We start from the raw sequence: 13,914 nt of genomic DNA on the forward strand, positions 1-13,914 counted from the left end.
GGAATTTTGCTTTTTATCGCGAAATAATTAATGTTTGTATATTGCCAATTTTCTGAATTATCTCCATCTACACACGAAAGGGGATTACAGAACAACATGGTTATGCTGCCTAAGGTAAACGAGCTCGGTTTTTTTGAAATTCGTCTGGAGTCGATCGGCGGGCTAGGTGCCAATCTGGCAGGCAAGATGCTAGCGGAAGCAGGAGTTATGGGAGTGGGACTGAACGGTGTGAGCTTCAGCTCGTATGGTTCGGAGAAGAAAGGGTCGGCGGTGAAGGCGCATATCCGTTTTTGCGATATCGATACGCGGATTCGGGATACGTCGCCTGTCGAAAGGCCGCATGTCATCGGCATTTTTCATGAAAACCTGTCCAAGACCATTAATGTCATTTCCGGGATGTATGAAGACAGCATCGTGCTGGTCAACTCCAAGAAATCTCCTGAACAGCTCAAGGACCAGCTGAAACTGAAGGGCGGCATCATAGCGGTGGTCGATGCGACCGGTATCGCGATGAGCGAGAATAATCGCGTGAACATGGCCATGTTGGGAGGTTTATTCCGTCTATGCGAGTTTTTAGATGTTGAGTTTATGAAGGGCGTAATCCGCAAATCGCTGGAGAAAAAGTATCCGGCGGCCGTGCAACCGGCCTTAAACACGTTTCAACGGGGCTACGATGAGATGAAATTCCAAACGTATTCGCTTGCCGAGGGAGATGCGATGCCGGATTTTGTCCGTATGGACACGCCGGTGCTTGGCTACGAAACACAGCCGATCGGCGGATTGGTTGTGAATCCTGGCAATAGCATCTTAAAGGATCTCAGCATATCCCGGGCAGGGATGATGCCTCATTTCGCGGACGACAAGTGCATCCATTGCGCTGCATGCGACAACGTTTGCCCGGATTTTTGCTTCGTTTGGGAGGAGCAGCCGGATAAGAAGGGACGTCCGCAAATGTTCCTGCAAGGCATCGATTATCAATATTGCAAAGGTTGCCTGAAATGCGTCCAGGCGTGTCCGACGGAGGCTCTCTCCTCGGAGCTCGAAGAAGACGGCTATGCCGACGGACATCGGGTGCCGCATAAGTTTCATTTGGCCATATAAGTGAGAGTTTAAACAAGCTCTATAAGAGATAGAACGTCTAGCGTTAGTTCATCGAGAACCGATAGGAAAGGTGGAGTCTGAAATGTCGATCGACATTCGCAAGGAAGCGGTCCGTCAAGGTACCGTCGAGCAACGAATCGTCTATGAATCAGGCAACGAGATGGCCGCATACGCCGCACACCAGATTAACTATCACATTATGGGTTATTTCCCGATCTCGCCGTCAACGGAAGTCGCGCAATTTCTCGATCTTATGAAAGCGAATGGACAGCACGATATCGTCTTGATCCCGGCCGACGGAGAACACGGTTCCGCGGGCGTATGTTACGGGGCTTCAACGGCGGGAGGACGCGTGTTTAACGCGACATCCGCGAACGGTTATCTGTATATGTTGGAGCAGATGCCGGTCCAATCGGGAACGCGTTTTCCAATGGTCATGAATCTTGTATGCCGATCCGTATCCGGACCTCTCGATATTCACGGGGATCATTCGGATCTGTACTTCGCGTTAAATACGGGCTGGCCGATCGTGCTATGCCGCGATCCGCAAGCCGTGTACGATATGAATATCATTGCGCTGAAACTCGCGGAAGACCCGGAGGTCCGCTTGCCGGTGTTGGTCGCTTCGGATGGGTACTTCACAAGCCATCAGAAGCGCCGCGTCATGACGTTCACCCATCGGGAGGACGTACAGAAATTCGTCGGAGAACGGCCTCCCGAAGGCTTTAAGCACGTGCTGGATCGGAACAACCCGATCACCGTCGGCCCTTACATGAACGAACCGGATTATATTAACAACTGTTATCAGCAGAGCATGGCGATGTACCGCGCGGAAGCGGTCTTCGACCGGATTCAGAAGGAGTATGCGGAATTAACGGGCAGGGAGTATCCGATCCTTGAGCTTTACCGAATGGAAGATGCCGATGTCGCCGTGTTCCTGCTGAACTCTTCGGCCGAAATCATTAAGGATGTCGTCGATCAGCTTCGCGCTCAAGGCGTCAAAGCGGGAGCGATCTCCCCGAACATCATTCGCCCGTTTCCGGCTAAGGCCATTACCGAAGCGTTGAAGAACGTGAAAGCCGTCACGGTGGGCGACCGTTCCGATTCCTATGGCGGACACGGCGGGAACATGGTGATGGAAGTCCGCGCGGCTTTGCAGCAATACGGAAATTCGAGCACGTTAGTCATCAGCCGGATCTATGGATTAGGCGGTAAAGACTTCTACGCCGAGGATGGCTTGAAAATGTTCGAATTTGCCATCGACGCAATGGAGAAAGGCTTTGTAGAGAAGCCCTATGATTACCATGGCATTACGGCTGGAGACCCGGAAAAAGCGCCGAAACGGGTACTCGAACCGATGAAATACGAAGATTTGAAAACAGGGCTCATTACGGTAACTCCAGACGAGGCTACGGGCAAAGTGAATGTAAGGATACCGCCGCTTCGCTCCTTAACGAAGAAACCTAAACGGATTGCTCCAGGACATGGAGCTTGTCCGGGTTGCGGTATTTTCTCCGGATTAGAGCTGTTCTTCAAAGGAATCGAAGGCGATATCGTCGCCTTGTTCCATACGGGCTGCGCGATGGTCGTGACGACGGGCTACCCATATTCGGCGCACAAAGCGACTTATATCCATAATTTGTTCCAGAACGGTGCAGCGACGATGTCGGGCGTCGTCGAGATGTTCCATGAACGGAAACGTCGGGGAGAATTGGACGAATTCGGCTTGAAGGATGATTTCACCTTCGTCATGATTACGGGAGACGGGGGAATGGACATCGGAATGGGACCGGCGATCGGTGCCGCTCTCCGCAACCATCGGATGATAATTCTGGAGTACGATAACGAGGGCTACATGAATACGGGAGCTCAGCTTTCCTATTCTACTCCGATGGGGCATCGGACATCGACATCGAACGTGGGTAAACATCAGGGCGGTAAAGTATTTCATCACAAGGATACGGCGCAGATCATGGCGGCTACGAATATTCCTTACGTGTTCACGGGAAGCGAAGCGAGTCCTCAGGATCTCGTGAGAAAAGGTGCTAAAGCCCAGTGGTACGCACAGAACGTGGGGATGGTATATGGCAAGATCCTCATTACCTGTCCGTTAAACTGGTTGTCGGAAGACAAGGACGGCGCGGATATTATCGATTACGCGGTAAATACTTGTTTCTTCCCGCTCTACGAGGTCGAGAGAGGCGTTACGACGATTACCTATAACCCCGAGGAGAAGGGGAAACGGGTTCCGGTAGGCGACTGGCTTAAGATGATGGGCAAAACCAAGCATCTGTCCAAGCCGGAATACGCGGAAACGCTCAGGGAGTTCGAGCAAGAGATCGAACGTCGCTGGAATATGTTAAAAGCGAAACACGAGAATCCTTATTTGTAATGAGGTCGTAACGGGGCGGGGGGAAAGGCTATGCCATTCGGGTTAAAGCATACGACCACTGGAACTCTCCTCGCCTGCGTTCAGAGGAACGGGTATAAGTTGGCTTATTACGGACTGTTGCTGTGGGAGCATCCTCCAGAACTGCTCGAAGTCAGCGAGGCGCTTGCGGAAGCCGGAATTGCGCCGGGCGACGAAGCAGGCGAAGTGGGCGATTGGGAAGCGCAAGAGCTGTCGGAGCATGAAGCTAAAATAGCCAACGTAAAGCTGCGCAACGATCCGAGAAGAGTCGTCTATTATCGGGATGGGGTCATCGCAGCTGCCGAATCGGTTAATAAGCAGTAACAAAACCAAGCGTCCCTGGACATTAGCCAGGGGCGTTTGGTTTTTTACAATGTATTTAATCCTATTAATTTTTTGAACAGCCGATAAGGTAAAAAGGTTTGTTTGTACAGAGTGCTGGCAAACGTGACGATCAGCTCATGTTCGGGGACGACGAATATGTATTGCCCGCCATAGCCCATGGCGAAGTAGATTTCAGGAGTTAGAGGATTGGAGTTCTCGTCCGCCATGATCCACCAATGATAGCCGTAGGAACCGATGTGGTCATAAGTATGATATCGAGCTCTCGTGCTCTCGATTATCCATCTCTCTGGCACAATCTGCTCGTTATTCCAACGGCCGCGATGCAGCATTAACTGTCCGAGCTTCATGAGGTCGGGAGCAGTTAATTCTAATCCGAAACCTCCGATTACAACGCCTTTTGCATCCGAATACCAACGGTATTGTTCAATCCCAAGCGGCTTGAATAGGAAATTTTCCGCGTATTCCGCAGTCGTGATGCCGGAAACCTTCTGAATGATCGCGCTAAGCAAGTGAGAGCTGCCCGAATCGTAGAACATTCGTTTGCCCGGAGCGTATTTCATCGGTCGGGAGAGAATGAAGCGTACCCAGTTCGGACTACTGATCATCGGATTCGGCAAACCGCCCCAATCTCCCATTTCCGGCCAGTCCCAACCCGGTGTCATCGTGAGCAGGTTTTCAATCGTAACCGAATGCTTCTCCTCGATAATGGCATCGGGAAAATACTCCGAGATCGGGACGTCGATTCCAGGGATTTCTCCACGCTCGATGGCGATGCCGACGAGTAAGTTGGTCACGCTTTTCGTGATGGAGTTGATCTTATGCAGCTTATCCTTGGAATGAGAATTTCGAGCATGCGTAAAGACGACCCGATCGCGCAGAAATACTTCGCAATAGTCGATTTTCGTTTTAGTTACTTGTTGAGCCAAGAAATCGATGTGAAGGGATATTGCCAATCGATAAGCCACCTATATGTAAATTTTTTATGTGTTGAAATTAACCTAACTAGAGAGCACTAAATGAGCAAAACACACCACGCAGTCCGGTAAAACCTGACTAGAGAGCGCCAAAGTAACACGGCTACTAGCTATCAGGTAAGATCGAAGCTTCCTTACGGCCGTTAGTCCGAATGAGGTCCGTTACTTTCTGCAAACGCAAAACTTCGTTAGGTTTGAGCTCCCGTTGAAAATATCCATACATGTAAGCCGCTTCTAGGAAGCCTAGTCCGGGATAGCAGACGACTTGCTGGTGCGAATAAGGGTTATCGATAAGGATTTGCCATTCTCCGTCTCGTTGCGTGTACGGAATACGAGATAGCACTTCGTTCTTGGCGCTAATGATCAACTCGAATTCTTCCCAGATGATGCACCATGAAGGGCTGAATCGTTCAGGTGCCGGAAACAAGGCGCGAGCCTTAGCGAGCTTGATGCCATAGGTTTCCGAATCGCCATCGGAGTAACTTTTCAAACCATTGCGAAAGTCCTCGATGAACGTATAGAAGGTAAAATATCCTGCGGCTTCCATAGCTAATCTAAACGTTTGTTCATCTTCCGGTCGAGTGATTTGCATATAATGGTTGAAGGTTAATTCCGACATCCCTGACAGCTCCTTAACAGAGATAATATGGCAATAATCTTTGAATATTATACCGTACAGTGTAGCATTGCGCCCGGCTTTTTTATGATATAATGAGAAACAATGCGCAAGACCGCGGAAGCTTTATGGGAGGGAAATACGAGATGAGTCGGCGTTTTGTCATCGAAGCTGTAATGATCGCCATCTACGGGCAACTGCTTCTACCGAAGAGTCCTGTCGAATACAGATTACCGTATACTTCGGTCATGGAGCTATACGATATGAAAGATAGCCCTGAACCTGTCATGCCGGAACCGGAAGATGACGCGTATGTCAAAACCAAAATCGGCGAAATGATTAGTTATTTCGAAGATCCGTTTAATAAGAAGAAGATAGAACGCGCTTTGATGGCGCCATGGCGGGAAAGCCCTCCTTTGCCGATTAACGATCATGTTTCTCTAGTTATCGTGAACGCGGCGGAGAATATGCAATACGGTGAACTATTCGACCCGATAGAAACGGAAATTATTCTTATGTCGCTTCGTCTGCAATGCCCTGTTCTTACCGATCAAATCGAGTTCCAGGACAAAGTGGTACAGAACGCTATACCGGTGCAATTATTCGATATCGATGATTTTGAGTTTGCCGTCGAAGAGGGAATAAATACAACGGGAGAGTATACGGAATAAGGAAGCTGCCGACACTCTCGGCAGCTTTTGCGTCAATTGGAGGGGATGCTCTTGGTTCATTTGTTTGCTAAGTGGATGGCAAGAAGACTGCATAGAAAGCAGAAGTTGGAACAGGCGCTTCTGTGGTATGAAAAATGGGGCGTCGATCAGATGTCCTTGGATGAACGAGTAAATTATGCAGGTCTTCTGCATGACAATGATAGATCTGAGAAGGCCGTTAACGTATTGACGGCAATATTGAATAAACAAGCTTATCCGCATGCGTTCGAACGCCGAGCCCACATTTATAATGAGTTGGGTAAGGAAGAAGAAGCAATCGCGGACATGAACGCCGCGATCGAGGTTGATCCGGAGCCTTATATTTATTGGTATACGAGAGCGATTTCCTATCACGACCGGGGAGAATTCGAGTTAGCCATAAGTGATTTCAAGGAAGCTTTGCAGCGAAGGGAAGATTCGAAAGCATCAACTTATTATGAGTTGGGCAACGTTTATATGAAGCTGGGGCGTTATGAAGAAGCTGAAGACTGTTACCGGCAATCGTCTGCCGATCCAGCCAGGGCTATACCCCATTACTTCTATAAGCGCGCGCAAGCCTTGGAACAATTGAACCGGCTAGACGAAGCTAGAGAAGTACTCGCGGAAGGAATTCACCTCCAGGATCAATGGAACAAATTGGACGACCAAGGAGCGGTTCATCTTAAGAGTAGAACGAATTATTCGCATGCTGCTGTCGCAAGCTTCGTTAAAGGAGCGAGGGAAGAGTTCGGATTTCGATTGTTCGAATCCAAATTGTTCGAGATTTTGGGCGATTTGAACCAATCGCTGAATTCCGTCGACCAAGCTCTGCAGATTTATTCTCAAGCGGGAGAGTTACTGCTGCGCAAAGGCAGCTTACTCAGATTGCTTGAAAGATACGATGAAGCTTCGGAAATACTCGTGAAATTGAAGATCAACAACCCGCTGTGGTTGCCGGTGTATATGGAGCTTAGCAGCGTATATCGCGCAACCGGCAAAATTGAAGCAATGATTCAGGAGCTTCAAGAAGCTAAGCAGCATTTTCCCGACCATACGGTCGTTCGATTTTGGTTAGTGGATGCTCTTCGGGAAGCGGGGAAAGCCGAAGAAGCGCGAGCTGAAAATAAGGAATTGACGAAGATCGAGCCGGAAGACCCGCTAAACTGGAAGCAACGGGCAGAAATATCGATTGACGCCGAACGCTATCAAGAAGCGGATGAAGCGTATTCCAAAGCGCTTCAGCTAGAGGAATCCGCCGATTTCTACATGCGCCGTAGCTATTCTCGTTACATGGAAGACAGATACGAAGAAGCGATGATGGATGTTCAGTCGGCGTTAAAGCTGGATGAAAGCCTGATCAAGCAAAGCAAGACGGCCTTTGCGCTTGGTGAGCTCTATGTAGGGATGGGAAATTGGGAACTAGCGGAAATCGAATATTCAAAGGCTTTGGCGCTGGAGCCCGATAATCCCCAAATATACGACCGACGGGCTCGCTGTAGATTTGCCGACGACCGTCTGATGGATGCTTTAGAAGATTGCAACCGGGGTTTGTTGCTCGATTCCTCGAATGCGCGTTTGACCTGGCTGCGTGGATTAATTCAGTATCGATTGGATGATCACGAGGCCGCGTTAATCGATTCCTTAACCTACGCGGAGCTTCTGCCGGAAGATTCGCAAGGGCACTATAACTTAGGTTTGATCTACAATCATCTTGACCGACATGACGATGCGATTGCCTCCTTCTCGAAGGTTATCGAGTTGAATCCGTTCGAAGCGCAAGCGTATTTGGAGAGAGCTTCGATCTTGTATCACCATTCATTCGATCGCATGGGTGCGACCAACGATCTGGCTCAATGGCTGCTGTATGCCGGAGGGGAGAAAGTGCAGGGCGACCGATTCGAACTGTTGAACGATATTCGGGGATTCGATGACGAAATGCGGGAGAGAGCTAAGGAACAATTTTTGCAAGTGTATGGAAGCAGCCGATACTTGTCGTAATCTTATAACAAATAATAAGGAGTGCTAATTATATGAAATATAGAGTGCTAGGCCAAACAGGGTTGAAAGTATCCGTTATCGGAGTAGGGACTTGGCAATTCGGCGGCGAGTGGGGAAGACAATATCGTCAAGAAGAAGCGGACGCGATCCTAAATCGTGCCAAGGAGCTCGGGATTAACCTCATCGACACGGCCGAATGTTACGGCGACCATCTATCGGAATCGCTCATTGGCGAGTCCATTCGCGGCAATCGCCAGGATTGGATCTTGGCAACGAAGTTTGGTCACCATTTTCATGGAAACTTCGATAGAACGGACGTATATTCGCCAGCGGACGTCGTTAAACAATTGGAGTCATCTCTTCGGACGCTAAAGACGGATTACATAGATTTGTATCAATTCCATTCGGGTCCTGACGCTTCCTTCGATCAGATGGAGCTGTGGGAGACGTTAAATAAGCAGGTTGAAGCAGGTAAAATCCGTCATCTCGGCATTTCGATCGGTTCAAACGAGAATATTCACCAAACGTCCCAAGCGTCTAAAGTGAATGCGAAAGCTATTCAAGTCGTATACAACCGGCTGGACCGCAAACCTGAGAAGGAAGTATTTCCTTCCTGCATCGAGCAAAACTTGGGCGTATTGGCGCGGGTGCCGCTGGCAAGCGGATTGCTGAGCGGTAAATACAAGCCTGGAGCCACGTTCGCAGCTGATGACGTGAGGTCTAGAAGAGATAGAGCCCAACTGGATCAACAGATGAAAGAAGTCGAAGCGATCGGACGCGATGAAGTTCCTGCCGGAACGGATATGGCCGCGTGGGCGCTCGCTTGGTGTCTAAAGCATCCGGCTGTAACATGCGTCATTCCGGGGTGCAAGGACGTTGCGCAAGTGGAAGCGAATGCCGCCGCCGTCGATCTGGTCGAGAAGGGTCATCCGCATGAATAACAAAGTCATACCGGTTTATGTGCTTACCGGATTTCTAGGAAGCGGCAAAACTACGCTATTGAATCGAATTCTTGAAGATGCCAAGCAGCGTCACCGGAAACCCGCCATTCTACTTAACGAAGTTGGCGAAGCAAACGTAGAAAGGCAATTGATCGACAACGATATCCCGATGTCCGAATTGTTGGGAGGTTGTATTTGTTGTACGAGTCGCGGCGATCTCAGCATGGAGCTTGTTCAGCTCGCGCAGAACAATGATCCCGACGTCATCTGGATCGAATCTACAGGCATCGCGCAACCACTAGAAATCATGGATGGCGTCACGGAAGCGTCTTTATACGCGAAGGTGGAGCTGAATAACGTCATAACGGTCGTGGACGCCCGGCAATTGCTCGACAAGATGCGGATTGGTTCGGGTAAAACCTTCAAGCTCATGAAGGAACAAATTCGTGCTGCGAACGTCATCGTGCTGAACAAGATCGATCTGGTGCATGTCGATGATCTTGCTGAGCTTCAAGGAGCGTTGGAAGGTTGGAACCCCTATGCCAGAATTGTGACGGCGATGAAAGGGGAACTTGATCCGGGCATCTTATACGCGCATAATGAAGCAAACATACTGGCGAATAAACAAGCGGTTAAACACGTTCATGATGAGCATTGCGCTCATGGGAACTGCAAGCATGAACACGCTACCTTGCATGACCATGTTAATGCGGTAACTTATTACTTTAAGGGTTTCGTTGACAGCGTAGCCTTCGAATCGTTTTTAAGGCAACTTCCCGAAGAAATCTATCGTGCGAAAGGAATAGTCTCTTTCACGGATACCGCTAGCCTGTTCTTGTTTCAATTTGCTTATCGGGAAGTGGATTTCCTGCGGATTACTCCTCAGAAACCGGTAAATAACGTAGCGGTATTCATTGGAGAAGGGTTTTCACAGCCCGATCTCATTATGCAATTGGAGCAGTTGGATAAGCAGCAATCTTAGTAGGGTGTCATTTTACGTTGGAGCTTGTACATGCCTGACTGGTCGATCTTGACCGTTACTTTCACTTCTCCAAGATTGCTTGGTTTAAGGGTAACTTTGCCGCCCGAGGTCAGCTTGTCCCAAAGCTTAAATTTTTTGCGATACAAGAGATGCTCTAAATCCAATAGATCGACATTGCTCTTGAGTCCCGTTTGATGGGTAGATTTGATTTGGTCGACGATATGTTTGTTGGCAATTTGTTCGAATTCCTTTTGCGTCTTCATTTTCCAAAGCTCGATAACAGCAGCTGCAATCTCGACTTCGACGTTAAACACGGGCTCTCCGCCTACGATAACAATATGAACCTTAGATTTGGGTTTCGCCAACCTAAGTTCGGCAAGCACTTGATCGCCTTGCTTAAGAATAAGACGGGAGCCTGCGGCTTTCTCTACAAGCCATCTCATGCCAAGCAGTTGCTCATACGATAGCCAATTTCCGTATTTCAGGTTGTGCATGGCAAAGATGCCGTTAATTTCTAGCTTCGGATCAGGTTTATCATCACGATCCCACGTCTTGGCGGAGATGCCAAGCGAAGGAAGGAAGACGGTTTGCCCGGGTTCCCTCAATTCTCTAATGAACTGCGAAAGACGCATGGGAGCGATGATGGGGCGCTGGTTATAATTTGTTTCAGGAGCATACAGAATGGAGTTAATGGGCGATAAATTGAAGAACGGCTTTGTCGTGAACAATTCCTTAATTCCTTGCTTCGTTCCGAATATCCAAGGAGTATAACGGATTTCCGGATATCGGATTAAGGAATCGAATACGCCTAGTAAATCACCGTGCTTAAGCAGGTTTTCCGTGAGCACAATGGAATTGAGATGTCCCCAAAAAACGGTTTGCTGAGTCGTTTGATATAATTCGATTATCGCTTCGGATAACGAATCTCCTTTGGCATGGCCGACCCATACTGGTGATGGTACTTCGCTTTTACCGCCTTCGGTTTTGGCTACGCTTGCGAAGTCAAGCTGCTGAACGTATACGTGGTACTTGTTGTCCACGTAATCAATACCGATGCCCGTAAAATAGTTGACGTCCTGTAACGACTTAATATCCCAGCACCCGGATACCAACGTGCTCATGCCAATGAATAGAAGACCGGCCCAGATGGTTCTCATCGAGTGTTCTCTCCTTGCCGAGTGGGATCCTTGGCCTCGTAAATATTCGATCTTCTCTTGTACATTTTCCACGGCAGGGATACGATCGCGTAGAGCGCATCTTTGAACCGAATCGGAGATAAGGGCGCCATGAAGGGAACGCCGAACGAAGTCAGCGAGGACAAATAGACGACGATCAGGAAGATGGAGAGGAACAAGCCTAACATTCCGAACATGCAACATAGGGAAAGCACGAAAAATCGAATAACCGTCACGGAACCGCTAAGTGACTGGTTCACGAGCGTGAAAGTGGCTACGGCCGTGATCGCGGATACGACTAGTGTTGTAGGACCGGTAATCCCTGCAGATATGGCCGCTTCTCCGACGATTAAACCTCCGACGACGGCAACGGTTTGTCCGACGGCTTTGGGCAATCGCATGCCGGCTTCGCGGAACAGCTCGAACAATCCAAGCATCAAGAATAAATCCACGGGACCCGATAAGGGCAAGCCAAGTCTCGATACGACAACGGTGGCCAGTAACGGGAAAGGGATCTGATCCATATTAAAGGCGGATATCGCGACCCAGAAACCTGGGAAGAACAAAGCGACCGTTAAGCCGAGAAACCTAAGCATCCTTTCGAGAGTGACGTAATAGAACGGGAGATGCAAGTCCTCGGGCGATTTAATTAAGGACATTAAATTCGTCGGTGCAATGAGTACCATGGGGGACCCATCGACCACGATGGCAAATCTGCCTCTAAGCAAGCTTTCGGTAATATAATCGGGTCTGCCTATGTACTCGATCAACGGAAACAGGGAGTAAGAAGCATCCGATAATCCCTCCTCGAGCAATTGACTGGAGAGGACGCCGTCGACTTTTATTTTCTGTATCCTCGCTCTCGCTTCGTTGATCAGATCGGGATTGGTAATGTCGGTCATATAGAGCAATGCGATAGACGTTTTACTCCGGCTTCCGAGTTGAAAATATTCTATGCCTAATGTCGGAGTCTTAAGTCGCTTGCGTATTAAAGCCACGTTGGTGTCGATGGATTCCGTAAATCCGTCCCGAGGTCCTTTAATGGATATTTCCGTATTGGATTCGCTTGGCGCACGCTGCGGAGGATTAGCCATCTGAATGGCGTATAGATCGCGAGTGGGTTCGAAAAACAAAATTAAGTTTCCTGAAAACACTTGTTGGATCATAATCTCTACGGCATCGGGATCCGCGATGTGATTAATATTCTGAGTTTCAAACGGGATTCCCGATAACGGCGACGGGTTGCCGGCAGTAGGATAAGAAAGCAATTTCCTTAATTGCATATACAGGAAATCGTTTAATTGTTTCGGGTCGATCATTCCGTCGCAATAGATTAACAATGGGTTCGCGACGCCCGGTTCGTCCTCGTTGAAATACAAGTGTATGTTGACATCCGCAGACTTGTCGAAAAGTTCCAGCAGAATGGAATGATTCAGCTCATCCAGTGAAATTTTCGGCAAGTGGTTGTCGGATTCCCCTTGATTCGGTTGATTATGATCAATATAGAACGCCTTGCGGAACATCTTGTCTAGGTTCATGCGGGTTTACCTCTTTTAATCATAATCAACAACAGCAACGCGAACGGGAAGGCGTAGAACGTCCACATCACCGCAGGGAAATAAGTTTGCTTCAGAAAGCGATAGAACTGGGAATCGCTAAGGCTGAACTGGGAAACTCCGACGATCAGGACTATTCCGGTAAACAACATCCATAGTCCCTTCCATTTGTTTCGGGTAAGCCTCAATAGATCGAACAGCAAGTAAAAAGCTAACGAAATACGGATCAACGCTCCCGAGATCCATTGATAGATGGACAAGAAGTCTAAATGGGAGATGAACTTGCCGATCAGGACCATACGCCATTGCTCGAATGCGGGGTAACGTTGATCCGCCGCTTCGTAGGGACCGAAGATCGAGATGGCGGCTATAATCGGACCAAAGACTAAGCCTGTCACTGCCATCGTTAAGACAAGCAGCGCCGATAATCGGACCTTTTTGTTTAAGTGCTGCTGTATGCCTAGCAAGAGGATGAATTCAACGAGCCCTCCCAAGGTATAGATCGTGCCGTGAAGAATCGGAGGATAGCCATGGGTGATGATAGGCAGCAGATACGAATAATCTTTGAATTGGAAGTTGACGCTCATAACGAACAGGCCGAATAGGATCACTGCGGGAAGCAACAAGCCCGCGGCGATGGCAAGCGTTCGAATTCCTGATATTCCCGCAATTAAACCGCAGATGGTAAAAAGACTGACGGTTATCGGAAATGGGGTTTTCGGCAGGTAAGTCACATTAGTCCAAGTGGAAGTATCTCGCAGCGTAACGAACAGAATCATCATGCAAAGCACTATCAAAGGAAGGATGACGATCCAAGCGACGGTATAGTTGTAATGGGTTCTGAACCATTCGAATAGAGACTGTTGCTTCGTAAGCTTCATAACGTAAAACAAAATGATCGTCCATAAAATTAACGGCGGGATGGCAAGCAGCGCGCTAATCCAAGAGTCTCGATGTGAGACTTGAAGAATCAAGGGAACGATAATGACGTGATTCGTAATTCCTACGGCAAGCATAAACAAAAACATGGCTTGTACGACATTGATCTTAGCTTGCGGCATTTCGTAGCTCCGTTCTTCTCGCAGTTTCCATTATTATGGTTTAAGAAAGACCGGATTATGCTAGAA

Annotated in this window: 12 protein-coding genes; 7 read left to right on the top strand and 5 right to left on the bottom strand. The window is 48.6% G+C overall.

Features of this window, described 5'->3' with window-relative positions; all coding sequences use genetic code 11:
- The first annotated feature begins 96 nt into the window (after positions 1-96).
- The 3 genes from L3D05_RS03065 (at position 97) to L3D05_RS03075 (ending at position 3,835) form a co-directional block, all read left to right on the top strand.
- Complete coding sequence (locus L3D05_RS03065) at positions 97-1,101, top strand: 2-oxoacid:acceptor oxidoreductase family protein (RefSeq protein ID WP_239614449.1); 1,005 nt, start codon at positions 97-99, stop codon at positions 1,099-1,101.
- An 82-nt stretch (positions 1,102-1,183) separates the two neighbouring features.
- Positions 1,184-3,493, top strand: a complete 2,310-nt coding sequence (locus tag L3D05_RS03070; protein ID WP_239614451.1) for a thiamine pyrophosphate-dependent enzyme — start codon at positions 1,184-1,186, stop codon at positions 3,491-3,493.
- Between the two features lie 30 nt (positions 3,494-3,523).
- A complete protein-coding gene (locus L3D05_RS03075) occupies positions 3,524-3,835 on the top strand; it encodes a PDZ domain-containing protein (RefSeq protein ID WP_239614453.1) in 312 nt (103 codons plus the stop codon).
- Between the two features lie 44 nt (positions 3,836-3,879).
- On the opposite strand, the gene L3D05_RS03080 is transcribed toward L3D05_RS03075, so the two are convergent.
- Both L3D05_RS03080 and L3D05_RS03085 read right to left on the bottom strand, forming a co-directional pair.
- Positions 3,880-4,809: a serine hydrolase domain-containing protein gene (locus tag L3D05_RS03080; protein WP_239614456.1), complete on the bottom strand. Its 930-nt coding sequence runs from the start codon at positions 4,807-4,809 to the stop codon at positions 3,880-3,882.
- 127 nt (positions 4,810-4,936) lie between these two features.
- On the bottom strand, positions 4,937-5,449 hold the full coding sequence (locus L3D05_RS03085; RefSeq protein WP_239614458.1) for a hypothetical protein: 513 nt from the start codon (positions 5,447-5,449) through the stop codon (positions 4,937-4,939).
- Between the two features lie 143 nt (positions 5,450-5,592).
- On the opposite strand from L3D05_RS03085, the gene L3D05_RS03090 reads away from it, so the two are divergent.
- From L3D05_RS03090 to L3D05_RS03105, 4 genes are read left to right on the top strand one after another with little or no spacing between them, the layout of a single operon-like run.
- Positions 5,593-6,117 carry an ADP-heptose synthase gene (locus L3D05_RS03090; protein WP_239614459.1) on the top strand — a complete coding sequence of 175 codons (525 nt, stop codon included), beginning with the start codon at positions 5,593-5,595 and terminating at the stop codon, positions 6,115-6,117.
- Positions 6,118-6,168: 51 nt separating this feature from the next.
- Positions 6,169-8,133 (top strand): tetratricopeptide repeat protein, encoded by a 1,965-nt coding sequence (locus L3D05_RS03095; RefSeq protein WP_239614461.1) that lies wholly within the window; start codon positions 6,169-6,171, stop codon positions 8,131-8,133.
- Positions 8,134-8,165: 32 nt separating this feature from the next.
- Complete coding sequence (locus tag L3D05_RS03100; RefSeq protein ID WP_239614463.1) at positions 8,166-9,074, top strand: aldo/keto reductase; 909 nt, start codon at positions 8,166-8,168, stop codon at positions 9,072-9,074.
- Positions 9,067-10,056, top strand: a complete 990-nt coding sequence (locus L3D05_RS03105) for a CobW family GTP-binding protein (protein WP_239614465.1) — start codon at positions 9,067-9,069, stop codon at positions 10,054-10,056. Before L3D05_RS03100 ends, L3D05_RS03105 begins: the two co-directional genes overlap by 8 nt.
- Here L3D05_RS03105 and L3D05_RS03110 read toward each other — a convergent pair.
- From L3D05_RS03110 to L3D05_RS03120, 3 genes are read right to left on the bottom strand one after another with little or no spacing between them, the layout of a single operon-like run.
- Positions 10,053-11,213: a Ger(x)C family spore germination protein gene (locus L3D05_RS03110; protein ID WP_239614467.1), complete on the bottom strand. Its 1,161-nt coding sequence runs from the start codon at positions 11,211-11,213 to the stop codon at positions 10,053-10,055. The genes L3D05_RS03105 and L3D05_RS03110 overlap by 4 nt on opposite strands.
- A complete protein-coding gene (locus tag L3D05_RS03115) occupies positions 11,210-12,769 on the bottom strand; it encodes a spore germination protein (RefSeq protein WP_239614469.1) in 1,560 nt (519 codons plus the stop codon). Before L3D05_RS03115 ends, L3D05_RS03110 begins: the two co-directional genes overlap by 4 nt.
- On the bottom strand, positions 12,766-13,848 hold the full coding sequence (locus L3D05_RS03120; RefSeq protein WP_239614471.1) for a GerAB/ArcD/ProY family transporter: 1,083 nt from the start codon (positions 13,846-13,848) through the stop codon (positions 12,766-12,768). The genes L3D05_RS03115 and L3D05_RS03120 overlap by 4 nt, the downstream gene beginning before the upstream one ends.
- Between the last annotated feature and the right edge of the window lie 66 nt (positions 13,849-13,914).

Origin of the sequence: Cohnella mopanensis, assembly GCF_022352055.1 — a bacterium.
GTDB classification, from domain to species: Bacteria; Bacillota; Bacilli; order Paenibacillales; family Paenibacillaceae; genus Cohnella; species Cohnella mopanensis.